Origin of the sequence: Streptomyces sp. NPDC057010 (assembly GCF_042673805.1) — a bacterium.
GTDB lineage: Bacteria > Actinomycetota > Actinomycetes > Streptomycetales > Streptomycetaceae > Streptomyces.
The window spans coordinates 1-22,499 of the sequence record NZ_JBHUSC010000037.1 but is presented as its reverse complement, the minus strand read 5'-3'; the positions used below and the strand labels follow the sequence as shown (position 1 = coordinate 22,499).

The 22,499-nt window shown below is 72.2% G+C and carries 19 protein-coding genes and 1 pseudogene; 11 read left to right on the top strand and 9 right to left on the bottom strand.

Annotation, left to right across the window (positions count from 1 at the left end; translation table 11 throughout):
- The first annotated feature begins 154 nt into the window (after nt 1-154).
- Nucleotides 155-1,159 carry a Gfo/Idh/MocA family oxidoreductase gene (locus ACFTXQ_RS26045; RefSeq protein WP_382644732.1) on the top strand — a complete coding sequence of 335 codons (1,005 nt, stop codon included), beginning with the start codon at nt 155-157 and terminating at the stop codon, nt 1,157-1,159.
- Between the two features lie 13 nt (nt 1,160-1,172).
- Here ACFTXQ_RS26045 and ACFTXQ_RS26040 read toward each other — a convergent pair whose 3' ends face one another.
- Entirely contained in the window at nt 1,173-2,360 is a 1,188-nt protein-coding gene (locus ACFTXQ_RS26040; RefSeq protein ID WP_382644730.1) for a cytochrome P450, read from the bottom strand.
- 53 nt (nt 2,361-2,413) lie between these two features.
- The gene (locus ACFTXQ_RS26035; RefSeq protein WP_382644728.1) at nt 2,414-3,325 is read right to left on the bottom strand and encodes a DMT family transporter; all 912 of its coding nucleotides are present in this window, start codon (nt 3,323-3,325) and stop codon (nt 2,414-2,416) included.
- Between the two features lie 137 nt (nt 3,326-3,462).
- Between ACFTXQ_RS26035 and ACFTXQ_RS26030 the strand changes: the two genes are divergently transcribed.
- On the top strand, nt 3,463-3,834 hold the full coding sequence (locus ACFTXQ_RS26030) for a hypothetical protein (protein WP_382644726.1): 372 nt from the start codon (nt 3,463-3,465) through the stop codon (nt 3,832-3,834).
- A 9-nt stretch (nt 3,835-3,843) separates the two neighbouring features.
- Here the strand turns inward: ACFTXQ_RS26030 and ACFTXQ_RS26025 are convergent, their stop codons facing one another.
- The 3 genes from ACFTXQ_RS26025 to allB form a co-directional block, all read right to left on the bottom strand.
- On the bottom strand, nt 3,844-4,461 hold the full coding sequence (locus ACFTXQ_RS26025) for a dihydrofolate reductase family protein (protein WP_382644724.1): 618 nt from the start codon (nt 4,459-4,461) through the stop codon (nt 3,844-3,846).
- 219 nt (nt 4,462-4,680) lie between these two features.
- A complete protein-coding gene (gene alc / locus ACFTXQ_RS26020; RefSeq protein WP_382644723.1) occupies nt 4,681-5,799 on the bottom strand; it encodes an allantoicase in 1,119 nt (372 codons plus the stop codon).
- A 2-nt stretch (nt 5,800-5,801) separates the two neighbouring features.
- Nucleotides 5,802-7,136, bottom strand: a complete 1,335-nt coding sequence (gene allB, locus ACFTXQ_RS26015) for an allantoinase AllB (protein ID WP_382644816.1) — start codon at nt 7,134-7,136, stop codon at nt 5,802-5,804.
- A 336-nt stretch (nt 7,137-7,472) separates the two neighbouring features.
- Here allB and ACFTXQ_RS26010 point away from each other — a divergent pair, with 336 nt between their 5' ends.
- Nucleotides 7,473-8,276: an IclR family transcriptional regulator gene (locus ACFTXQ_RS26010; protein WP_382644721.1), complete on the top strand. Its 804-nt coding sequence runs from the start codon at nt 7,473-7,475 to the stop codon at nt 8,274-8,276.
- Nucleotides 8,277-8,420: 144 nt separating this feature from the next.
- On the opposite strand, the gene ACFTXQ_RS26005 is transcribed toward ACFTXQ_RS26010, so the two are convergent.
- On the bottom strand, nt 8,421-9,110 hold the full coding sequence (locus tag ACFTXQ_RS26005) for an ABC transporter ATP-binding protein (RefSeq protein WP_382644720.1): 690 nt from the start codon (nt 9,108-9,110) through the stop codon (nt 8,421-8,423).
- Nucleotides 9,107-10,201, bottom strand: a complete 1,095-nt coding sequence (locus ACFTXQ_RS26000) for an ABC transporter permease (protein WP_382644718.1) — start codon at nt 10,199-10,201, stop codon at nt 9,107-9,109. The genes ACFTXQ_RS26005 and ACFTXQ_RS26000 overlap by 4 nt, the downstream gene beginning before the upstream one ends.
- Before the next feature lie 134 nt (nt 10,202-10,335).
- Between ACFTXQ_RS26000 and ACFTXQ_RS25995 the strand changes: the two genes are divergently transcribed.
- From ACFTXQ_RS25995 to ACFTXQ_RS25985, 3 genes are all read left to right on the top strand, one after another.
- Nucleotides 10,336-11,568 carry a sensor histidine kinase gene (locus ACFTXQ_RS25995; protein WP_382644716.1) on the top strand — a complete coding sequence of 411 codons (1,233 nt, stop codon included), beginning with the start codon at nt 10,336-10,338 and terminating at the stop codon, nt 11,566-11,568.
- On the top strand, nt 11,565-12,200 hold the full coding sequence (locus ACFTXQ_RS25990) for a response regulator (protein ID WP_382644714.1): 636 nt from the start codon (nt 11,565-11,567) through the stop codon (nt 12,198-12,200). Before ACFTXQ_RS25995 ends, ACFTXQ_RS25990 begins: the two co-directional genes overlap by 4 nt.
- Before the next feature lie 116 nt (nt 12,201-12,316).
- Nucleotides 12,317-12,787, top strand: a complete 471-nt coding sequence (locus tag ACFTXQ_RS25985; RefSeq protein ID WP_382644712.1) for a hypothetical protein — start codon at nt 12,317-12,319, stop codon at nt 12,785-12,787.
- Between the two features lie 6 nt (nt 12,788-12,793).
- Here the strand turns inward: ACFTXQ_RS25985 and ACFTXQ_RS25980 are convergent, their stop codons facing one another.
- A complete protein-coding gene (locus tag ACFTXQ_RS25980; protein ID WP_382644710.1) occupies nt 12,794-14,284 on the bottom strand; it encodes a PLP-dependent aminotransferase family protein in 1,491 nt (496 codons plus the stop codon).
- Between the two features lie 237 nt (nt 14,285-14,521).
- Here ACFTXQ_RS25980 and ACFTXQ_RS25975 point away from each other — a divergent pair, with 237 nt between their 5' ends.
- Both ACFTXQ_RS25975 and aceB read left to right on the top strand, forming a co-directional pair.
- On the top strand, nt 14,522-15,157 hold the full coding sequence (locus tag ACFTXQ_RS25975) for an NTP transferase domain-containing protein (protein WP_382644708.1): 636 nt from the start codon (nt 14,522-14,524) through the stop codon (nt 15,155-15,157).
- 250 nt (nt 15,158-15,407) lie between these two features.
- Nucleotides 15,408-17,036: a malate synthase A gene (aceB, locus tag ACFTXQ_RS25970; RefSeq protein WP_382644706.1), complete on the top strand. Its 1,629-nt coding sequence runs from the start codon at nt 15,408-15,410 to the stop codon at nt 17,034-17,036.
- 87 nt (nt 17,037-17,123) lie between these two features.
- Here the strand turns inward: aceB and ACFTXQ_RS25965 are convergent, their stop codons facing one another.
- Entirely contained in the window at nt 17,124-19,079 is a 1,956-nt protein-coding gene (locus ACFTXQ_RS25965; RefSeq protein ID WP_382644704.1) for a DUF262 domain-containing protein, read from the bottom strand.
- A 268-nt stretch (nt 19,080-19,347) separates the two neighbouring features.
- On the opposite strand from ACFTXQ_RS25965, the gene ACFTXQ_RS25960 reads away from it, so the two are divergent.
- The 3 genes and pseudogenes from ACFTXQ_RS25960 to ACFTXQ_RS25950 form a co-directional block, all read left to right on the top strand.
- Nucleotides 19,348-20,538 (top strand): GDSL-type esterase/lipase family protein, encoded by a 1,191-nt coding sequence (locus ACFTXQ_RS25960; protein ID WP_382644702.1) that lies wholly within the window; start codon nt 19,348-19,350, stop codon nt 20,536-20,538.
- Between the two features lie 49 nt (nt 20,539-20,587).
- A complete protein-coding gene (locus ACFTXQ_RS25955) occupies nt 20,588-21,538 on the top strand; it encodes an MTH938/NDUFAF3 family protein (protein ID WP_382644700.1) in 951 nt (316 codons plus the stop codon).
- Nucleotides 21,539-21,842: 304 nt separating this feature from the next.
- Nucleotides 21,843-22,499 (top strand): annotated as a pseudogene (locus ACFTXQ_RS25950) (hypothetical protein); the annotation flags it as partial.

Sequence of the window (22,499 nt, the reverse complement as noted above, 5' to 3'; positions counted from 1 at the left end):
GTCGCCGCGCCGCCCTTCCCTCGTCCGTGTCGTCCGTCATCAATCGGTCATTCCGGTTCCAGCCGCCCAGTATCCGCCACAGTGGACCATGAGGGGTCATCGGGGCGTGCGCGGGCAGATTGACAGGTCCCCCGTACGGGGTCACGTTGAGTGCATGCGCATCGGGCTCATCGGAACGGGCCGGATCGGCTCCTTCCACGCGGCGGCGCTGGCCCGCCACCCGGATGCGGGCTCGCTCCTGCTCGCGGACGCCGACCCCGCACGGGCGGCGCGCCTCGCCGACCGGCTGGGGGCCACCGCCGCGCCCTCCGTGGACCAGGTCTTCACCTGGGGCGTGGACGCGGTGGTCGTGGCCTGCTCGACCGAGGGGCACGCCGAGCTGGTCGTACGGGCCGTACGGGGCGGGCTGCCGGTGTTCTGCGAGAAGCCGGTGGCCCCGGACCTGGCCCGGTCGCTGGCCGTGCTGCGCGAGGTGGAGGCCGCCGGCGGGCTGCTCCAGGTGGGGTTCATGCGCCGCTTCGACGCGGGCTACCGCACGGCCCGCGAGCTGGTCCTGTCCGGAGCGCTGGGCCGGCTGCACACCGTACGGACGATGACGGCCGATCCGGCGCCGCCGACCGCCGCGTACCTGGCGACCTCCGGCGGGCTGTACCGGGACTGCCTGGTGCACGACTTCGACATGGTGCGCTGGGTGACCGGGCGCGAGGTGCTGGAGGTGTACGCGGCCGGGTCGGACGCCGGACCGGAGCGGTTCCGGGAGTCCGGTGACATCGACACGGCGGCGGCCGTGCTGACCCTGGACGACGGGACCCTGGTCACGGCGACCGGCACCCGGTGCAACGGCGCCGGCTACGACGTGCGCATGGAGCTGGCCGGTGAGCTGGACCAGGTGTCCGCCGGGCTGGACGACCGCACGCCGATCGCCTCGACGGAACCGCACGGCCCGCCCCCGGCGAGCAAGCCGTGGACGGGGTTCCTGGAGCGGTTCGCCCCGGCGTACGAGGCGGAGCTGGCGGCCTTCGTCCGCCTGGTGCGCGGCGAGGGCTCCAACCCGTGCGACGGCCGGGAGGCGCTCGCCGCGCTGCGGATCGCGGAGGCGTGCGAGCTGTCCCGGCGGGAGCGGCGGCGGGTCCTGCTGGCGGAGCTGCCCGGTCTCTGAGGCCATCGCGCGGCTACCAGCAGACCGGGAGCCGCTTCACACCCCGGATGAGGGCGCCGGGGATCCACTCGCGGGGGCCGGCACCGGGGTCCTCGGACAGGTCGGGGAATCGTTCCAGCAGGGCCCGGACCGCGATGCGGCCCTCCATCCGGGCGAGCGGGGCGCCGAGGCAGAAGTGGATCCCGTGGCCGAAGGCCATGTGGCTCCGGCCGGTGCGGCGGATGTCGAAGGCGTCGGGCCGGGGGAAGCGCAGCGGGTCGCGGTCGGCGGCGGCGAGGGAGACCAGGACGGCGGAGCCGGCCTCGATGAAGGTGTCGCCGATCTCCAGGTCGTCGTTCGCGAAGCGGAAGGTGGCGCTCTCCAGGGGGCCGTCGTAGCGGAGCATCTCCTCCACCGCGCCGTCGATCAGGCCGTCCGGGTCGGCGCGCAGGGCCGCCAGCTGGTCGGGGTGGTCGAGCAGGGCCCGTACGCCGTTGCCGATCAGGTTCACGGTGGTCTCGTGGCCCGCCACGAGCAGCAGGAAGGCCATGCCGACCAGTTCCTCGGGGGACAGCCGGTCGCCGTCCTCGTCGCGGGTCCGGATCAGGGCGCTGAGCAGGTCCTCGCCGGGGTTGGCACGCTTGGCGTCGGTGAGCTCGGCGAGGTATGCGGACATGGCGCGCAGGGCGGCGGCCTCGGCCTCCTTGCCGGTGGGCGCGACGATCTCGGTGGACCACCGGCGGAAGCGGCCGCGTTCGAGGTCGGGGACGCCGAGGAGCTCGCAGATGACGGTCATCGGCAGCGGCACGGCGAAGGAGGAGATCAGATCGGCGTGCCGGCCGGGGGCGGCGGCCATCGCGTCGAGCAGATCGTCGGTGACCTGCTGGACGCGCGGGCGCAGGTCCTCGATGCGGCGGGCGGTGAACTCGCGGGCCACCAGCCGGCGCAGCCGGGTGTGGTGGGGCGGATCGGAGCGGAGCATGTTGGTGCTGAGGGAGGTGGTGGTGCGGTCGGCGTAGAGGCCGGCGATCTGCCAGTTCTTCGCCACGTGGGGGTGGGCGAGGGCCTGCCGGGCCTCGTCGTGGCCGACGATGAGCCAGATCTCCTCACCGTCGGCCGTCTTGACGCGGTGGACGGGGCCGCTCTCCCGTAACCGCGCGTAGTGCGGGTACGGATTCTCGTTGAAGTCGTCGGCGAGGCTGCTGAGATCCAGAACGGGCATGGGGGCCAGCGTAGGCCGGGAGTTGACCTTGAACAGGAGCCCCTTTCGGACAATCAGGCGGCGGCTCGGCGCCCCCACGCGGTGCCGGCCAGCACGAGCGCCGCACCCGCGAAGCCGAGGGCGCCGAGGTGCTCGCCGCCGATGACGATGCCGGCCGCGGCCGCCCACAGCGGCTCGGTGCCGAGCAGCAGGCTCACGCGGGAGGGCGAGGTCCGGCGTACGGCCCACATCTGCACGAAGAAGGCGAAGAGCGTGCAGAAGACGGACAGGAAGGCGAGGCCCGCCCATTCGGCCGCCCCGAAGCCGGCGGCCGCGGCCCACGGGCCGTCCCCGGTCCCGGGCACGGCGGCCAGCAGGGCGAAGACGAGGACGGCGCTGCCGAGCTGCACGGTGGTCAGCGACAGCGAGTCGGCGTCCTGGACGGCCTTGGTGCGCGCCATCAGCAGGACGTGCAGGGTCCGGGCGAGGGCGGCGCCGAGGATCAGCAGGTCACCGAGGCCGGGCGCGGTGAGTCCGCCTCCCTGGGTCAGCAGCACGACCCCGGCGACGGACACGGCGGCGGCGCCGAGGAAGGCACCGGAGGGCGCCCTGCGCCGTACGGCGGCCTCGGCCAGCGGCGTGAAGATCATGGTCAGGCTGATGATCAGGCCGGCGTTGGTGGCGGAGGTGTGCACCACCCCGTAGGTCTCCAGGAGGAAGATCCCGCCGAGTACGAGCCCCAGCACCCCGGCGCCGCGCAGCTGGGCCGTGTTCAGTGCCCTCAGGCGCCGCCAGCCGGCGACGACGAGGACGGGCAGCACGAGCGCGAAGCGCAGCACGAGCACGGCGACGACGGTGTGCGCGGCGGTGATGCCCTTGGCGGCGAGGTAGCTGCCGCCCCAGACGACGGCGACGGCCAGCACGGGCAGGTCGGCGGGCCAGGTGCGGCGGGGAGCGGCGGCCAGGGCGGGTGAGATGACGGTCACCGGTGATCTCCAACGTGGCGCGTACGAGGTGGAGACGTCGGCGGCTCACACGGATGGTGCCCGCCACGCTACCGGAGCCGATCTTCCCCGGCGACCCCGTTCCGGGCGGCCCCCCGCGGCCCCGTAGCATCGACCGCATGGCTGATCTCTACGCCCTGGACCTCGCCTTCGACCTCGTCGAGGGCACGCCGGAAGCCGTCCTCGCGGAGATCCGGCGCCAGCTCGCACCGGACGCCGACCTCCTGGGCGCCCGCGGCCCGGCCTGGCGCGTCGGGGGCGTGCTCGTCGGCGAACTCGCCCGGGGCAACCACGAGGGCTGGGCGCTGACGGCCCGCCAGGAAATCCACGAGGAACAGCTCCCGGAGCTGGAGGACTTCCTCATGACCGTCGCGCCCCACATCCGCCCGCCGGGCCCGGTCGGCCGGATCCGCCACTACGAGCACGAGTCCCCGGACCTGCTCGTCCTGCGCGAGGGCCGCGTGGTCCAGCTGGCGCTCGACCCCCGCTAGAGCGCCGGGTCAGTCCGCGAAGGAGCCGAAGGTGGCCCGCCCCTTCGGCCGGTAGGTGTGGATGGCCGTCCCGGCCGGGGTCGTCCGCGAACCGGTCAGCTCGAAGGCGGTCGGCAGCCCGCCGGTGGGAAACAGCCTCCGCCCGGCCCCCAGGAACACGGGGAAGACCAGCAGGTTCATCTCGTCCACGAGATCGCGGGCCAGCAGCCACTGCGCGAGCGCACCGCTGCCGTGCACCTGCAGCTCCCCCTCCATCGCGTCCTTCACCCGCACGATCTCGCTCTGCAGCTGCTCCCCGTCGAGCACGGTGGCGGGGCCCCATTGCGGCTCCTTGAGCGTCGTCGAGGCCACGTACTTCGGCAGGCGGTTCAGTTTGGCCGCGACGGGATCGGCGGGGTCGTCGTGCCGCGGCCAGTAGGAGGCGAAGATCTCGTACGTCCGCCGCCCGAGCAGGAACGCCTCCGTCTTCCCGAAGACCTCGGTGACGAACTCCCCCATCCCCTCGTCGGCGAACGGCACCAGCCACCCGCCGTACTCGAACCCGCCGCTGGGATCCTCCTCCGGCGCCCCGGGCGCCTGCATCACGCCGTCGAGGGTCAAAAAGGTGGTGAGTGTCAGCTTCCCCATGGCTCCGCGCTCCTCGCTCGATGTTCCCTACGCGGATTCAGACTCCCGGACCCTCGGGGACTCATCGGTGCGGCGCGCGAAAGCGCCCACGCCGATACGCCGCAGGGGGCGCATCGCCGAAGCGGTGCGCCCCCTGCGGGCCGTGCGCGACCCGGGGGTGTCGGCCCCCGGGTGCGGGTTCGTGTCCCGGGGCTGCGCCCCGGCCCCGCGCCGGCCGGACTAGCCGCCCAGTTCCTGGTGGCGGGCGGTCAGGGCGGCCGCGCCGGCCTCCGTCAGGGAGCCGAAGAGGCGCAGGCGGGAGAAGCCGCCGTCCGGGAAGATGTCGATCCGGACGTGGGTGCCGACCGCCGGGGTGTCCAGCACGAAGCGGTGGTTCGTGTCGGGCTGCAGACGGGTGCGCGGCAGGAACTCCGTCCACTCGCCCTCCTCGCCCGTCTTGACGGAGAGGGAGGCCCAGCCGGCCGAGTTGCCCTTGAGGTACGCGGTGTCGATCTCGACGGCGCGGATCTCGGACTCGGTGACGAGCTGGTAGCGGATCCAGTCGTTGCCGTTGTCACGGCGACGGGCGGTCTCCCAGCCGTCGTCCATCTTGCGGGAGCGGCCCGGGTTGATGGTGTTGGTCGGCGGGGAGTAGAAGCGGTTGGAGGCGTCCTGGACGGAGCCGCCGTTCTCCAGGGCGACCACGTCGAAGGAGCCGAGCGCCTCGAGCCACTTCGGGTCCGGCAGGACCTCGCCGTAGACGCGCAGGCGGGCGATGCCGCCGTCGGGGTGCTGGTTGACGCGCAGGTGCGTGAAGCGCTGCTCGGCGTCCACCTCGAAGCCGTTGGCGGCGTGGCCGCCGACCGGGGTGCGCGGGACGAGGGTGGTCCACTTGACGTCGTCGCCGAGGAGCTCCTCGGGGGTCGGCGCCAGGGAGCCTTCCCAGTTGGTGCCCTCGATGGAGACGGCCTGCGGCATGTTGCCGCGGAAGTGGGCGGTGTCGACGACGATGCCGCGGATCACGCCGGGGGCGCCGAGGCGGACCAGGGCGTAGTCGTGGTCCTCGGCGGTCGGCCAGGGCTGCTCGGCGGAGACGCCGCGGCGGCGGCGGGTCTCCCAGCCGTCCATGATCTTGCCCTTGTGACCGAAGTGCTCGGGGTCGAAGTGCGCGGCCTCGGCGATGAGCAGGTTCTCGCGCTGGGCGAAGAACTCGTCGTTGGCGAAGGTGACACCGGCGCCCAGCTCACGGGCGGCGAGGTTCGCGTACTGGGTGAACGGGAAGTCCGCGGTGCGGTAGTCCGCGTACGGGTCGCCGCCTCCGTACGGGTTCGCGTTACCGGTGAAGGAGGGAATCGCCACTGTCAGTTCTGCCTTTCAAGGAGGAGGCCCGTGGGCTCGGTCGGGGTGCCGTGGTCGGCGATCTGCGTGCCGCGCAGCCAGGTGGACTTCACGACGCCGTGCAGGGTCTTGCCCGCGTACGCCGTGACCTGGTTGCGGTGGTGCAGTTCCGCGGGGTCCACGGTGAAGGTCTCTTCGGGGGCCAGGACGGCGAAGTCGGCGTCGCGGCCGGCCTCGATCGCGCCCTTCTGCGCCAGTCCGGCGAGGGCGGCCGGGGCGGTGGACATCCAGCGGACGACGTCTTCGAGGGTGCGTCCGCGCTTGCGCGCCTCGGTCCAGATGGCGGGGAGGCCCAGCTGGAGGGAGGAGATGCCGCCCCACGCGGTGGCGAAGTCGCCGGTCTTCAGGTCCGCGGTGGAGGGCGAGTGGTCGGAGACGATGCAGTCGATGGTGCCGTCGGCGAGCGCGTCCCACAGGACGTCCTGGTTCGCGGCCTCGCGGATGGGCGGGCAGCACTTGAACTCGGTGGCGCCGTCCGGGACTTCCTCGGCGGTGAGGGTGAGGAAGTGCGGGCAGGACTCGACCGTGATCTGCACGCCTTCGGCCTTGGCGGCGGCGATCAGCGGGAGCGCGGAGGCGGAGGACAGGTGCAGGACGTGCACGCGGGCGTTCAGCCGCTTCGCCTGGTCGATCAGGTTCTGGATCGCGGTGTTCTCGGCGTCCTGGGGGCGGGAGGCCAGGAAGTCGGCGTACTTGGGGCCCGGGTTCTGCGGCGCGGACTCCAGGTGGTGCGGGTCCTCGGCGTGCACGATCAGCAGGCCGCCGAAGCCGGTGATCTCGGCGAGCGAGGTGGCCAGCTGCTCCTGGTCGAGCAGCGGGAACTCGTCCACGCCCGAGGGCGACAGGAAGCACTTGAAGCCGTAGACGCCGGCGTCGTGCAGCGGGCGCAGGTCCTTGACGTTGTCCGGCAGGGCGCCGCCCCAGAAGCCGACGTCGATGTGCGCCTTGGTGCGGGCGACCTCCTGCTTGACGCGCAGGTTGTCGACCGTGGTGGTGGGCGGCAGGGAGTTGAGCGGCATGTCGAGGATCGTGGTGATGCCTCCGGCCGCGGCGGCGCGGGTGGCCGTCCAGAAGCCTTCCCACTCGGTGCGGCCCGGGTCGTTCACGTGGACGTGGGTGTCGACCAGACCGGGGAGCAGGACGTCGTCGCCGAAGTCCTCCAGCCGGGCTCCGGCCGGTACCTCGGCGTCGTGCGGCAGCACTGCCGTGATCTTCCCGCCGGCGACGGCCACCGATGCGGCGCGCGTCCCCTCGGGGGTGATGACGCGCGTCGAGCGCAGTACCAGTTCCACAGCCACGTCGGACACCGGAACCTCCCCATCTACTTCCACAGAGCGAAATTCAACGTTCTGTTGACGGAGTCTTCACCCCGATCCGGGGCCAGTCAAGAGCGCCCGGACGGACCACTGACACGCCTGCACCGCAATTGGATGTTTCCACAGCATGGAATTAAGATTTCACTATCCAGAATGTAGCTACCACCACCGGCACCCGGGCAGGTAACTTCCCGAGGACGTCCGCCACCAGGACAAACCGCCTCTGACCGGCGGGGACGGCGTCGCCCCGGCTCTAGGGCCGACGTCGACCGACCGGTAGGCTGCTTCCTTGCCTGCCAGCACCGAAAGGACCGCGCCGTGCCGACGTCCAGCGCCAGCACCACCGACGCTTCCGCCAAGACCACCGCCGCCACCGGTGGCGTCCAGTCCCTTGAGCGCGCCTTCGATCTGCTCGAACGCATGGCCGACGCCGGGGGCGAAGTCGGCCTCAGCGAGCTCTCCGCCGCCAGCGGTCTGCCGCTGCCGACCATCCACCGCCTCATGCGCACCCTCGTCGCCTGTGGCTACGTACGCCAGCAGCCCAACCGACGGTACTCCCTCGGCCCGCGTCTGATCCGCCTCGGCGAGTCCGCGTCGCGGCTGCTGGGCACCTGGGCGCGCCCCTACCTCGCCCGCCTGGTCGAGGAGACCGGCGAGACGGCGAACATGGCCCTGCTCGACGGGGACGAGATCGTCTACGTCGCCCAGGTCCCCTCCAAGCACTCCATGCGCATGTTCACCGAGGTCGGCCGCCGTGTGCTGCCGCACTCCACGGGCGTGGGCAAGGCCCTGCTGGCCTACACCCCCGCCGAGGAGGTACGGGCCCTCCTCGCCCGCACCGGCATGCCTGCGGCGACCGAGAAGACCATCACCACGCCCGAGGGCTTCCTCGACGCGCTGGAGCAGGTCCGCAAGGCGGGCTACGCGGTCGACGACAACGAGCAGGAGATAGGGGTCCGCTGCCTCGCCGTGTCGGTGCCGAACTCGCCGACCGCCGCCGCGATCTCCATCTCGGGCCCGGCGGGCCGGGTGACCGAGGCGGTCGCCGAGTCCTTCGTGCCGATCCTCCAGGGCGTCGCCGCCGAGCTGTCGGTGGCCCTGGCGAACCAGAACCCGGCGTAGCGCACCGCGCCGTACGACGGCGCGCGAAGGCGTGAAGAAGGCCCTCGGCCGCCCCCCACTGGGCGGCCGAGGGCCTTCGTCCGTCCGACTGCGGCGGCTGACCGTGCGGTCGGAGCCGCCCCCCGGCGGCCCCGCTGCGGGGGTCTACGCCGGTACCGAGTCGGGGCTCTGCGTCAGACGGCCGTCGGCCATCGTCGCCGTACGGTCCATCCGCTCCAGGTGGGCGTGGTCGTGCGTGACCAGCACCGTGGCGGTGGAGCGCTCCCGCGTCAGGGTGACCAGCAGGTCGAGGACGGCCGCGCCGCGCTCGTGGTCGAGGGCGCTGGTCGGCTCGTCGACCAGCAGCACGGCGGGCTCGTTCATCAGGGCGCGGGCGATGTTGATCCGCTGGCGCTGGCCGCCGGAGAGCTGGTGCGGCCGCCGGTCGGCCTTGTCGGCCAGCCCCACCGCGTCCAGCAGCTCCAGCGCACGACGGCGCAGCGCCCGGGAGGGGCGGCCGGAGAGGTGCGCCATGACCTGGAGCTGCTCGGCGGCGGTCAGCGAGGCCAGCAGGTTCGGCTGCTGGAAGACGATGCCGATCTTCTCCCGGCGCAGCGCCGACTTCTCCGCGGCGCCCAGCCCGGAGGTGTCCTGGCCCGCGACGACGACCCGCCCCGCATCCGGGGTGACCAGCGTGGCGGCCACCGCCAGCAGGCTGGACTTGCCGGAGCCGGAGGGTCCGATCACCGCGGTCAGCGTGCCGGCGGGCACCTCCAGGCCGACGGCGTCGAGGGCGGTGAGCCGGCCGTCGCCGTCCGGGTAGGTGAGCGTGACGTCGTGGACGAGGAGGGTCATCGGGCGCTCCCGAGGGCGGTCAGCGGGTCTACGGCGGTGATCCGCCGGATGGACAGGGCCGCGCCCAGCGCACCCAGCACGATCATGATCGCGGCGGGCACGAGCACGGTGGCGGCGTCGAGGACGAAGGGCACGTCACCGCCGCTGATCAGCACCCCGAAGCCGGCGGCGAGCGCGGTGCCCAGCCCGGTGCCGATGGCGAGCATGACCACGGCCTGCCCGAGGGCGTCCTTGAGGAGGTAGGGCGTCGAGGCACCCAGTGCCTTCAGGACGGCGATGTCCCCGCTGCGCTGGATCGTCCACACGGTGAAGAAGGCGCCTATCACCAGGGCCGAGATGGCGAAGAGGAAGCCGCGCATCAGCTGCAGGGAACCGTTCTCGGCCTGGTACGAACCGATCGCGCCCAGGGCCTCGTCGACGGTCTGCGCCTTGGTGCCCGAGGCCTTCTCGGCGGCGGCGAGGTCCGGGCCGCCGCCGTCGGACGCGGTCACGGCGACGACGGTGGCGAGGGGCTCCGGGGAGGCGCCGGGGTTGCCGAGGCGCTGCCAGTCGCCGAGGTCCATCCAGACGACGGGGGTGTGGCTGTAGGCGGCGGTGCCGGAGACGGCGGCCACCGTCAGTTCGAGGGGGCCGATCCTGAGCGTGGCGCCGGCGGTGAGCCCGCCGAGCTCCTTGGCGGCCTTCTCGGTGAGGACCACCCGGCCCCGGTCGGGGCCGCCGCCGCGCGGGCCGAGCTTCCCGGCGGGGTCGACGCCGAAGACGGAGACGGCGGCCGTGCGCTCCCCCGAGGCGGCGTTGGTGGTGCGGATGCCGAGCGGCTCGGCGGAGGCCACGCCGGGCTGTGCCCGCCAGGCCCGCCAGGCGGACTCGGGCACCTGGGAATTGGTGAAGGACACCTTCTGGTCACCGGCGGGCGCGGCGAAGGCCAGGTGCGTGGCGGGCAGGCCGGTGATGGCCGAGATGTTCTCCCGGGCCAGGCCCGAGGTGAGCCCGGACAGCAGGCCGACCAGCAGCGTGATGAGCAGTACGACCGAGCCCATGAGGGCGAACCGGCCCTTGGCGAACCGTAGATCTCTCCATGCGACGAACATGCTGCCCACCCTGGTCCTCCGCGTGGACACGGGGCATCGCGCCACGGTAGCGATCCTCGTATCGAAGGGCGCACGCCGACATCAAACTTTTGGTTGACCGGGGGCGGTGGGAGCCCACTTACGCTGGTCAGGCCATGACTGCTCCCGCTCCGCTTCCGCCGCCGTCCCCCGCTCCCGCCGGCTCGCGCCCCCTCACCCCCGTGTCGAAGGTGCTGCGGCTGTGCCTGCACGCCCTGCTGCTGGGGCTGCTCGTGCTGGCCGCCGGGCGGGCCGTCGCCGACTCGGCGCCCCGGGCCGGCTGGGTGGTCGCCGCGTGCGCCGTGCTGGCCGCGGTGTACGCGGGCGGTGTACGGGCCCCCGCCGTGCACAGTTCGCCGCGCGCCGGGGCGGTGTGGCTGGCGGGGCTCGGCGCGGCCTGGGCGGCGCTGCTGGTGGTCTCCCCCGACGGGCTGTGGATCGCCTTCCCGCTGTACTTCCTGGAGCTGCACCTGCTGCGGCTGCGCTGGGGGGTCGCGGCCGTCGCGGTGACGGCCTGCGCGGCGATCTGCGGCTTCCTCGCGCACAGCAGTGCGGTGACCCCCGGAGCCTTCCTCGGACCGCTGCTGGGCGGGGCCGTGGCGGTGGCGACCGTACTGGGCTACCAGGCGCTGTACCGCGAGAGCGAACGCCGCCGCGAGCTGATCGACGAGCTCATCACGACCCGCGCCGAGCTGGCCGCCGCCGAGCGTGGCGCGGGGATCCTGGCCGAGCGGGAGCGGCTCGCCCGGGAGATCCACGACACGCTGGCGCAGGGGCTGTCCTCGATCCAGCTGCTGCTGCGGGCCGCCGAGCGGGCGCTGCCGGAGGGGGCCCCGGCCCGGCCCCACATCGCGCAGGCCCGGGAGGCCGCCCAGGAGAACCTCGCGGAGGCGCGTCGTTTCGTACGGGCCCTCACGCCCCCGGACCTGGAGCACGGGTCGCTCGCCGGTGCGCTGGAGCGGCTGTGCTCGGGGGTGCCGGGGCCGCGGGTGCGGTTCTCGCTGAGCGGCGGCCCGCGGGTGCTGCCCACGCCCTACGAGGTGGCCCTGCTGCGGATCGCGCAGTCGGCGCTGGCCAATGTGGTGCGGCACGCCCGGGCCGGGCGCGCCGAGATCACCCTGACCTTCATGGACGCCTCGGTCACGCTGGACGTCGTGGACGACGGGGACGGCTTCGATCCCTCCTCGGCGCCGCCGTCGGCCGGCGACGGAGGCTTCGGCCTGCCGGCGATGCGTTCGCGCGCCGAGACCCTGGGCGGGCTGTTCACCGTGGAGTCCGCCCCGGGCCAGGGCACCGCCGTGGCCGTCACCCTGCCGCTGCCGCTGGAACCCCTGGAGGCCCGACCGTGACCATCCGCCTCCTGCTGGCCGACGACCACCCGGTGGTCCGGGCCGGGCTGCGCGCCGTACTGGACACCGAGCCGGACTTCGCGGTGGTCGCCGAGGCCGCGACCGCCGAACGGGCGGTGGAGCTGGCGGCCGCCGAGCCGGTGGACGTGGTCCTGATGGACCTGCAGTTCGGGCCGGGGACCGGCATGCACGGCTCCGAGGCGACGGCCCTGATCACGGCCCGGGCGGGCGGCCCGCGGGTGCTGGTGCTGACCACGTACGACACGGACGCGGACATCCTGGCGGCGGTGGAGGCGGGCGCCTCCGGCTACCTCCTCAAGGACGCCCCGCCGGAGGAGCTGGCGGCGGCCGTGCGGACGGCCGCGGCGGGCCAGTCGGCGCTGGCCCCGGCGGTGGCGCTGCGGCTGATGGACCGGATGCGGACCCCGGCGGAGGCGCTGACGAAGCGGGAGCTGGAGGTGCTGCAACTGGTCGCGGACGGGCTGTCGAACCAGCAGATCTCCAAGAAGCTCTTCCTGAGCCAGGCCACGGTCAAGTCCCACCTGGTGCACGTCTACGCGAAGCTCGGCGTCGACTCCCGCACCTCCGCCGTGGCGGCCGCGGCCACCCGCCGGCTGATCCGCACGCCGTAGACCCCGTCCGGTGGGGCTGGCCCCCCTCTCGGGACACCGGCGGGCAGGCGGGCGGAGCACGGGGCCGCGGCGGGAGCATCGGGGCATCGAGTCCCCGATGCGAGAGCGAGCCCCCGATGCACCCCGACGTCCTCACGCGCCCGACCGCCACCCCTCCCGCCGAGGTCCGCACCGCCTGCGCACTGTGGCTGACGGCCGTGGCCGCCGGCGTCTTCGAGACCGTGCTCGCGATCGGCCGGATCCTCGCCGACGACAGCGGCTCGGCCCTCGACACCGGCGTCGGACTGGCCGTCCGGCTCGCCGTGTTCACCGCCGCCGTGCTGACCGCCGTACGGATGCGGGGCGGCGCCCGGTGGGCCCGGATCGCCCTGGCTCTCGTCCTCGGGGTGCTCGGGACCGCCTCGCTGGTGGTGCAGCCCCTCGGGTACCTCGCCGACGGCGGTTCGCTCGCCGACGCCGCCGCGCGGGCGGGAGTCCTGGACTGGGTCTTCGGTGCGAGCCGGGCCGTCCACGTCGCGGCCGTGAGCACCGCCGTGGTGCTGATGTTCCGCCCGGCGGCGAACGCCTACTTCCGCAAGGCCGCGTAAGGCCGCTCAGGCCACCCAGTGCGGGCGCTCCACCGCCGGTGCCAGCGGGACCCCGTCGTGGAAGGCCGTCGCGAGGCGGCGTACGCCCTCGTCCAGGCGGTCGGGCGGGAGCGTGTACGGGATCCGGAGCCGGTGCTCGAAGGTGCCCGGGTCGACCCCGAAGCGGGCGCCGCGGCCGATGTGGACCCCCGCCTCGGCCGCCCGGTCGGACAGGGCGGAGCTCACCGGCTCGCCGAGGTCCACCCAGAGGGAGAGCCCGCCGGGCGGGAGCTGCCAGGACCATTCGGGGGTGTGCCGCTGGAGGGACCGCACGAGGGCTTCGCGCTGGGTCCGCAGCGCGGCGAGGCGTGCGGGCAGGGACCGCTCCAGGCTGTCCATCAGCGGGAGGGCGACCAGCTGGTCGAGTACGGAGCCGGTCATGTCGGCGGAGACCCGTACGGCCGTCAGCTCGGTGATCATCCTCGCGGTGGCCCGGATCCAGCCCACCCGCAGGCCGCCCCAGTGCGTCTTGCTGAGCGAGCCGATGGTGAGCACGTGGTCGGCGCCGCCGCGCGGGGCGAGCGCGGCCAGGGGCGCGGGCGCGGGCACGTCCAGGGCGATGTCGGCGATGGTCTCGTCGACGACGAGCCAGGTGCCGGTGGCGCGGGTGGCGGAGAGCAGCCGCAGTCGCTGCTCCGGCGGCATCAGGGCGCCCGTCGGGTTGTGGAAGTCGGGGATCACGTACGCCAGCCTGGGCACGGTCTGGCGCAGCGTGGACTCGGCTATCTCCATGTCCCAGCCGGCGTCGGAGACGGCGATGGAGCCGGTGCGGACCCGTGCGTGGCGCAGGGCGTCGAGGGCGTTGGCGTAGGTGGGGTTCTCGGTGACGACCCGGTCCCCGGCCCGGCACAGGAGGCTGACGACGAGGGCGAAGGCCTGCTGGGCGCCGGCGGTGATCAGGATCTGCTCGGGGCGGGTGGGCAGCCCGCGCCGGGTGAACCGGTCGGCGACGGCCGTGCGCAGGTCGGGCATGCCGAAGGGGTGGTAGCCGGGCGAGCGGGCGAGTTCGGGCAGGCGGGGGGCGGCCCAGGCGAAGGCCTCGGCGAGGCTGCCTTCCGGGGCCCCCATGGCGGCGATGGCCAGGTCGATCCCGGATTCGCCGTCGGGCCGGCCTCCGGTGCCGCCGCCGAGGATGCCGGGCGAGCCGACCGGCAGGTGGCCGTCGGGGAGTTCGGTCCAGGTTCCGGAGCCGCGCCGGCTGCGGACGTAACCGCTCTCGCGGAGCAGGTCGTAGGCGCCGGTGACGGTGGCCCGGCTGGCGCCGACCGCCTCGGCGAGCTCGCGCTCGGCGGGGAGCCGGACGTGCAGGGCGATCCGGCCGTCGAGGATCAGCGTGCGCACGGAGTCGGCGAGCGCCCGGTAGCCGGGGCGGGCCAGGACCTCCGCGGGGAGCAGGGCCGCGAGCTGGCGGCTGCCGATGGTTCTGTCCGCCGTCTGGACCACTCGCCCGTTTGCCATGCCAACCTCCCCTGATTGGCTCTGCCGACCAGGCCAATCGAGGACCAGACTCGCCGTATTGGCCCCCGATTGGCAAGGAGACGCCGAGATGCTGACCGACCGTGACGAACGTGCCCTGCTGGCCGCCGCCGAGAACCGGATCTCCGAGCCGCTGCGCATCGGGGCCGCGCTGGCCGCCGTACGGCGTGCGCTGGGACGGCGTGGGAGGGGCCCGTCCCAGGAGCGAGAATCGGTGGCATGTCATCCCACACCGATTCCGGTTCCGGTTCCACCAAGTCAGCCGATTCACCCGTGATCGCGGGCCTGCTCCTGGCGGCCGGCGGCGGCCGGCGCCTCGGCGGGCGGCCCAAGGCGCTGCTCCCGTACCGCGGCCGCCCCCTGGTCGAGAACGCCGTACGGGTGCTGCGCGAGGCGGGCTGCGGCCCGGTGCACGTGGTGCTCGGGGCCTCGGCCGCCGAGGTCCGCGAGCGGGCGGACCTGGCGGGCTGCGTGGTCGTGGACAACCCGGACTGGGCGGACGGGATGGGCTCCTCCCTGCGGGTCGGCCTCGCCTCGCTGGCCGGTACGGGGGCCCGCGCGGCCCTGGTCTCGCTGGTGGACCAGCCGGGCATCGGGCCGGCGGCCGTCTCCCGGGTGAGGGAGGCGTACCGATCCCCCGCGAGCCTGGTGGCGGCGGCGTACGACGGGGAGCGCGGCCATCCGGTGCTCTTCGGCGCGGACCGGTGGGCGGACATCGCGGCGACGGCGACGGGCGACAAGGGCGCGCGGGTGCATCTCACCCGGCATGCGGGTGAGCTCGTACTGGTGGAGTGCGCGGATATCGCGGAGGCGTATGACATCGACACCCCGCCCGACCTGGCACGTCTCCTCTGAGCACGGCGTGACGACGGTGGCACTGAGGGCCACCGGGAAGCGGAATCTGTCGACTCAGAGAATCTCGACGTCAACAAACCATTGAACTTCCACCATGAGGAAATTACTATCCACTGGTCAGAAGCGCCCTGAACCAAAGACGGCGCCCGCGACCGTATCCCGGAACTCTCCACACCCGACGGCACTGCGTGCCGTCTCGCGCGAGCATTCCCCGCGGCCGCCAGGCACCGCCGCTGAAGGAGTGACAGATATGTCCGCACCAGCGCCGTCCCCGCTGGCCATCGTCGATGCCGAGCCCCTGCCACGGCAGGACGAAGTCCTCACCGAAGCGGCCCTCGCCTTCGTGGCCGAGCTCCACCGGCGGTTCGCCCCCCGCCGCGCCGAGCTGCTGGCCCGCCGCGGGGAGCGCCGCGCCGAGATCGCCCGGACCTCCACCCTCGACTTCCTCCCGGACACCGCACAGGTCCGCGAGGGGGACTGGAAGGTGGCCCCGGCCCCGGCCGCGCTGAACGACCGCCGTGTGGAGATCACCGGTCCGACGGACCGCAAGATGACCATCAACGCCCTGAACTCGGGCGCCAAGGTCTGGCTCGCCGACTTCGAGGACGCTTCGGCCCCCACCTGGGAGAACGTCGTCCTCGGCCAGCTCAACCTCATCGACGCCTACGAGCGCCGCATCGACTTCACCGACGCGCGCACCGGCAAGTCGTACGCCCTGAAGCCCGCCCAGGAGCTGGCGACCGTCGTCATGCGCCCGCGCGGCTGGCACCTCCAGGAACGCCACCTGCAGTTCGAGGGCGCCCCGGCCTCCGGCTCGCTGGTCGACTTCGGCCTGTACTTCTTCCACAACGCGAAGCGTCTGATCGACCTCGGCAAGGGCCCGTACTTCTACCTGCCGAAGACGGAGTCGCACCTGGAGGCGCGCCTCTGGAACGAGATCTTCGTCTTCGCCCAGGACTACGTCGGCATCCCGCAGGGCACCGTCCGCGCGACCGTCCTCATCGAGACGATCACCGCCGCGTACGAGATGGAGGAGATCCTCTACGAGCTGCGCGACCACGCGGCCGGTCTGAACGCGGGCCGCTGGGACTACCTGTTCTCCATCGTCAAGAACTTCCGTGACGGCGGCGAGAAGTTCGTCCTGCCGGACCGCAACGCGGTGACGATGACGGCGCCGTTCATGCGCGCCTACACCGAACTGCTGGTCCGCACCTGCCACAAGCGCGGCGCGCACGCCATCGGCGGCATGGCGGCCTTCATCCCGTCCCGCAAGGACGCCGAGGTCAACCGGGTCGCCTTCGAGAAGGTCAAGGCCGACAAGGACCGCGAGGCGAACGACGGCTTCGACGGCTCCTGGGTCGCCCACCCCGACCTGGTCCCGATCGCGATGGCCTCCTTCGACGCGGTGCTCGGCGAGAAGCCGAACCAGAAGGACCGCCTGCGCGAGGACGTCTCGGTGGCCCCGGGCGAGCTCATCGCCATCGACTCCCTGGACGCGAAGCCGACGTACGAGGGCCTGCGCAACGCGGTCCAGGTCGGCATCCGCTACATCGAGGCCTGGCTGCGCGGCCTCGGCGCGGTCGGCATCTTCGGCCTGATGGAGGACGCGGCCACCGCCGAGATCTCGCGCTCGCAGATCTGGCAGTGGATCAACGCCGGTGTTGTATTCGAGCACAACGGCGAACACGTGCGGGCCACGGCCGAGCTGACCCGCAAGATCGCGGCGGAGGAACTGGCCGCCATCCGCGCCGAGGTCGGCGAGGAGGCCTTCACGTCCGGCAAGTGGCAGCAGGCCCACGACCTCCTCCTCCAGGTCTCCCTGGACGCGGACTACGCCGACTTCCTCACCCTCCCGGCGTACGACCAGCTGGTCGGCTAGACCCTGGATTCGGCTGAAACGCACAGCAGTCGAAAACAGCCGCTCCGCCCCCGCCGCCGTCGAGGCAGCGGGGGCGGAGCCGTTCCCCTAACCGGCCCGCCCGGCCCGGACGTTGCCGATGTAAGCCATCAGGGCGCCGGCCGTGTGGAAGACCCGGTACCCGCCCGCCTCCAGCGCCGCCTGCACCGACGGCTCGTGGTCGAGGGCGAGCACGACCGGGTTCCCGGTCTCCTCCTGCAGGCCGCTGGCCCAGACGGCGGCCGCGATGGTGATCGCCTCGCCGGTGGCGGGGTCCGTCACCTCCGATTCGAGCTCGGGCGCCGCCAGCCCCGCCTCGTCCACGAACCGCAGCAGCTCGCGCAGTCCGGGCACCTCGTCCTCGTCGGCCGTCGGCTCCACGGGGGCGACGGCCCCCTGGAACGGGAAGGCCGGCCGGGGGACCGCGGGAGCGGGCTGACCGGCCGGGGACGCGCCGTCGTGCAGGGCGTCGAGGAACGCGTTCGCCGCGCCGGCCAGCAGAACGCGGCGGGCCTCCAGGAAGTCCGGGTAGTTCTCGATGCGCCACAGCTCCCGGTCCATCGGGATCCACTGGGTGGCGAGTACGCCCGGGTTCCTCGCCTCGGCCTCCTCGAAGTACTCCAGCGGGTCCCTGGCACCGATCTTGAGATTGCTGTCCTGGGTGAGGAAGCAGAAGTTCGCGACGGCGTTGATCTGCCGCTGGGCGTAGTCGTGCTTGCGCAGCCGGGCCTTCGGGAAGATGTGGTGGACCTGGAGCGAGGCGTTCCTGCCGAGCAGGTTGTGCTTCAGCTCGACCCCGCTGAGCAGGTCCTTGGCCCCGTACACGCGGGTGAGCAGGTAGAGGAGCGGGTAGAACCGCGCTCCGATGCTGTAGCCGTCGAAGTCGTCGGGGCGTACGTCGAGATGTCCGCGGCTGCGGCGCAGGACGGCGACGAGCTGGTCCACACCGCCCTCTTCGAGGGCTTTGAGGTCCTGGTTGAGGGTGGTCTCGACGGAGGCGGCGTGCCGGCCCCACAGGAAGCTGTGGACGTACCAGTAGAACAGCCGGTCGCGGGTCTTCGCATCGGGGAACGTTCCGCCGCTCTGGTGCAGCAGGCGGCTCATGACGGGGAACGCGGAGCGGCCGGTGAGCACCCGGTCGTGATCGAGGCCCAACCGTCCGCCCAGTGCGTCCAGCAGGTGCGAGACGGCGTGGACGGACGCCTTGAGGCCGCTCTTGAACTCCGGAACGCCGACATCGGCGAGCTTGGCGAACTGCGCCTCGCCGGTGACGACGGCGTTCACGTTCCGCAACAGCCAGTCGAGCTTGAAGCCGAAGCCCGCGGCGCCCCAGTCGGCGAGGGCGGTCTTCATCGTCGGCCGCGCCTGCGGCCAGGAGGCGCAGAGGGCGGCGAGGGCCAGGTCCCCCTTGGAGAGCTTGGTGCCACCGGAGTTGACCTGGTTGAAGATGTCGACGACGACGTCGACCGTCTTGTCCTTGCCCGTCACCTCCTCGATGTGGACCTGCCTGGTCGCGATCTGCAGGATGTCGGTGAGCCGCTTGAAGTACTGGTTGAACTGCTCGCCTTCGGCACCGGTCCGCTGGATGAAGGCGAGGAGGACGCCGGTCCCTCCTTCGAAGAGCCTGGTCACGTCGACCCAGACCGGCTCGTCCTTCATCTTCGCGGGTGCGTAGAACTCGAAGGTCTCGGTCTCCAGGTTGAAGTGGAGCCCGGTGAAGGTCGCTTCGTTCCCGTCGAAGAAGCGCGGAGCCCTGCCCCGGATCACGCCGTACAGCGTGGTGACGCGCTGCTGGCCGTCCAGGAGCAGGTGGATGGTGCCGTCCTTGCCGCCGACACCGCCGCGGGCGTCGGCGGTCTCCGCCTTGGTGCTCCAGGTGAGGAAGCCGCCCACCGGATAGCCGCGGTACAACGAGAGGAAGAAGGCCCGGACTTGGTCACGGGTCCACACGTATCCCCGCTGGAACTCAGGCAGCGCGATGTCCCCCGCGTCCACCTTGTCCAGGATTTTGTCGATCTGATTCACGACGCCCCCACCCGGTTCAGTTCATTACCGAGCGAACCTAGCAAAACGTGCCACACACAAGGGACCTGGTCTCACATCCCGCCCCCCTCGGGGACCGCCGAGCCGAACGACCGGTCGGTTGTTACTTGTTCGTAACCTGACTGTACCTAGCGGTAACAAGTGGGCGCGTGTCACCTTTCCGGTGCCACCGGCCGGCGGTACCCCCACTTCACAGCCATGCACCGGAGTTGTCGTCCGCTCCGGCATGGCCGACCGCAGGAGTTCCGCAGTGATCGGATTCCGCACCGCCAGCAAGAACCGGTCCCGCCGTCGTGTGCGACGCGCGGTGGGGGCCGGGATGGTTCTGCCGCTCGCCGTCGGGGCGCTGTTGGCCGCCGGGGCCGGGACCTCCGCCGCCAGTCCCGGGGCCGGGCCCACCGCCGTGGTGTCCATGGGCGACAGCTACATATCCGGCGAAGCCGGGCGCTGGAAGGGCAACAGCCTGACCAACACCGGCAGTAGGAACGGCACGGACCGGGCCTGGGTGAGCGGCAGCACCTACGATCCCGCCAAGGTGTACGGGGCCACGGCGGGTGGCTGCCACAGGTCCGACTCCGCCGAGGTGATCAGCGCCGGGGCCATCGCCGAGAAGGCCGTGAACCTGGCCTGCTCCGGGGCGACCTCCCAGAACGTGTTCCGCGCCTCCAGCGGCGGCGTCGCCTTCAAGGGCGAGGCCCCGCAGGCCGACCAGCTCGCCGCCGTAGCCGCGAGCAACAACGTCAAGGTCATCGCGCTGTCCGTCGGCGGCAACGACCTCGGCTTCGCCGACATCATCAAGGAGTGCGCCTACGACTTCGTCCTCTGGAACTCGTACTGCTACGACGACCAGCAGGCCGGCGTCGACCAGAAGATCGACGCCGTCATGGCGAACGTCGGCAAGTCCGTCGACGAGGTGCGCGCCGTGATGCGCGGGGCCGGGTACGCGGACTCCTCCTACCGCATCGTGCTGCAGTCCTACCCGTCGCCGATACCGCGCGGCGCGGAGAACCGGTACACGCAGAGCGACTGGAGCCGCCTCAACACCGGCGGCTGCCCCTTCTGGAACCGGGACTCGGACTGGGCGCGGGACTCCCTCGTGCCGCAGATCGCGGGCCGGCTCAAGGGCGTTGCCGCCGCCAAGGGCGTGCAGTTCCTGGACCTGCGGGACATGATGCAGGGGCGCGAGGTGTGCGCGAAGGCGAGCAAGCAGGTGAGCTCCACGGTGCCCGCGTCGGCGACGACGAGCGAGTGGGCGCGCTGGATCGACAACAACGAGTCGCAGGGGCTCGTCCAGGAGTCCATGCACCCCAACCACTTCGGGCAGCTGGCCGTCGGCCGCTGCCTGTCCCTGGCCGTGGCGCAGCCCGCGACCTCCTCCGTCAGCTGCAAGAACACCGCCGGGGCGGACCAGACGGGCATGTTCCTGACGGCCGCGCCGTAGTCCGTAAATCCGTGTGATCGGGCGGGACCGGGCTGGCATGCTCACCCGCATGGCAGCCCGAACCGCACGTCCCAGTCTCTACGTTTCCGTCGACATCGAGGCCGACGGACCCATCCCCGGCCCGTACTCGATGATCAGCTTCGGGGCCGCCGTCGCGGGCCGGCAGGACGGCGGCTCGTATACGGCCGCCGATCCGCGCGAGCAGACCTTCTACCGCGAGCTGCGGCCGATCAGCGACGCGTACGTACCCGAGGCGCTCGCCGTCAGCGGGCTGGACCGCGACCGGCTGGTCCGGGAGGGCGCCGATCCGGCCGTGGCCATGGCGGAGTTCCGGACCTGGGTGCGGGAGGTCTCCGCGGGGGCGCAGCCGGTGATGTGCGGCTACCCGGCCTCCTTCGACTGGACCTTCCTGTACTGGTACCTGATGCGCTTCGGCGGCGACAGCCCCTTCGGCCACTCCGGATGCCTGGACATGAAGACCCTCTACGCGGTGAAGGCGCGGGTCCCGCTGCGCGCCGCGGTCAAGGGCCGCATGCCCCGCGAACTGCGCTCCCGCCTGCCGCACACGCACCACGCCCTCGACGACGCCGTCGAGCAGGCCGAGCTCATGAGCAACCTGATGCTGTGGGCTCCCCCGGCGAGGTCTCCGCGCGTCACCCACCTCTCCTGGGGCCGGATCGAGGTCGAGGGGCTCGCCCCGGGCAAGGACGTCAAGCTGTACCCGGGCGGCGGCCGCCCCTGGGACTGGTCCGAGCACGGCACCCGGCACGATCCGGGCATCGTGCCGGGCGAGGTGGGCGAGCTGCTCGGCCACGGGGCCAGGGTGATCGTCCTCGGTGAGGGCATGGAACGGCGGCTGCGGATCATGCCGGAGACCCTGGAGCTCGTCCGGAAGGCCGGGGCCGAGGTCCACGTCGCACCGACGTCGGAGGCCGTGGAGCTATACAACCGGCTGGCCGAGACCGAACCGGTCGGCGGCCTCTTCCACTCGACCTGCTGAAGCCCCTGCCTCCCCGGGCCGCCCGGGGAGGCTGTTCCAAGCCGTCGCGGTACTCCGCGGCGGCTTTTCGCGTTATTCGGGCTCCTATCGCCTTGAACAGGCGTGATGCGGTGATCGAACACCTCGCGGGCCGTGTGGAACACGTAAATCCAGGACGTCAAGTCGCGAGATGCAGGGACATGTCCTCGCTGATCGTCCCGTGCTTACTTGATGTGGGAACCCACACGGTTCACGAGAACACCGAAATGGGCCGGCCCGGCGCCGGATCCATTCATCACCCCCTTCACAGAGCAAGGAGACACCTATGCCCAAGACGCCCATGACCAGGCGTTTCGTGATGCTGGCGACGACGACCGCCCTGGCGGCCGGATCCGTCGCACTGCCCGCGAGCGCATTCGCCGCGACGTCCGGAACGACTGCGGCAGTCAGTCACGCCAACGTCGTCCATGACAATCACAGCGGAAATGACAGCAATAAAAAGAAAAACGGCCAGGGCGACTGGAAGAACAAGAACCGCAACGGGAAGGGAAACAACGACAAGAAGAAGTCGGACAAGAACAAGAAGCGGCACGGTGACCACGACAAGATGCCCGCGCCGAAGCCGGGACCGTGGCCCCCGTTCCCGGTGCCCCCGAAGAACCCGGGCCCCGTGCCCCCGAAGTTCCCGATCCCCCTGCCCCCGATACCGGCACCGCCGCAGATACCGGGCCCCCTGCCCATACCTGCGCCGCCGAAGATCCCGATCCCGCTGCCCCCGATCCCGGCACCCCCGAAGATCCCGATCCCCCTGCCGCCGATCCCGGCGCCCCCTAAGTTCCCCATCCCCCTCCCGATCCCGGCACCCCCGAAGTTCCCGATCCCCCTCCCGATCCCGGCACCCCCCAAGTTCCCGATCCCCCTCCCGATCCCGGCACCGCCGAAGATCCCCATCCCCCTCCCAATCCCGGCACCGCCCAAGATC

What these genes read in the sequence shown, in the direction of transcription:
- ACFTXQ_RS26045 (WP_382644732.1), top strand. Translation starts at nt 155, where the DNA reads ATGCGCATCGGGCTCATCGGAACGGGCCGGATCGGCTCCTTCCACGCG.
- ACFTXQ_RS26040 (WP_382644730.1), bottom strand. Translation starts at nt 2,360, where the DNA reads ATGCCCGTTCTGGATCTCAGCAGCCTCGCCGACGACTTCAACGAGAAT.
- ACFTXQ_RS26030 (WP_382644726.1), top strand. Translation starts at nt 3,463, where the DNA reads ATGGCTGATCTCTACGCCCTGGACCTCGCCTTCGACCTCGTCGAGGGC.
- ACFTXQ_RS26025 (WP_382644724.1), bottom strand. Translation starts at nt 4,461, where the DNA reads ATGGGGAAGCTGACACTCACCACCTTTTTGACCCTCGACGGCGTGATG.
- ACFTXQ_RS26005 (WP_382644720.1), bottom strand. Translation starts at nt 9,110, where the DNA reads ATGACCCTCCTCGTCCACGACGTCACGCTCACCTACCCGGACGGCGAC.
- ACFTXQ_RS26000 (WP_382644718.1), bottom strand. Translation starts at nt 10,201, where the DNA reads ATGTTCGTCGCATGGAGAGATCTACGGTTCGCCAAGGGCCGGTTCGCC.
- ACFTXQ_RS25995 (WP_382644716.1), top strand. Translation starts at nt 10,336, where the DNA reads ATGACTGCTCCCGCTCCGCTTCCGCCGCCGTCCCCCGCTCCCGCCGGC.
- ACFTXQ_RS25985 (WP_382644712.1), top strand. Translation starts at nt 12,317, where the DNA reads ATGCACCCCGACGTCCTCACGCGCCCGACCGCCACCCCTCCCGCCGAG.
- ACFTXQ_RS25980 (WP_382644710.1), bottom strand. Translation starts at nt 14,284, where the DNA reads ATGGCAAACGGGCGAGTGGTCCAGACGGCGGACAGAACCATCGGCAGC.
- ACFTXQ_RS25975 (WP_382644708.1), top strand. Translation starts at nt 14,522, where the DNA reads ATGTCATCCCACACCGATTCCGGTTCCGGTTCCACCAAGTCAGCCGAT.
- aceB (WP_382644706.1), top strand. Translation starts at nt 15,408, where the DNA reads ATGTCCGCACCAGCGCCGTCCCCGCTGGCCATCGTCGATGCCGAGCCC.
- ACFTXQ_RS25955 (WP_382644700.1), top strand. Translation starts at nt 20,588, where the DNA reads ATGGCAGCCCGAACCGCACGTCCCAGTCTCTACGTTTCCGTCGACATC.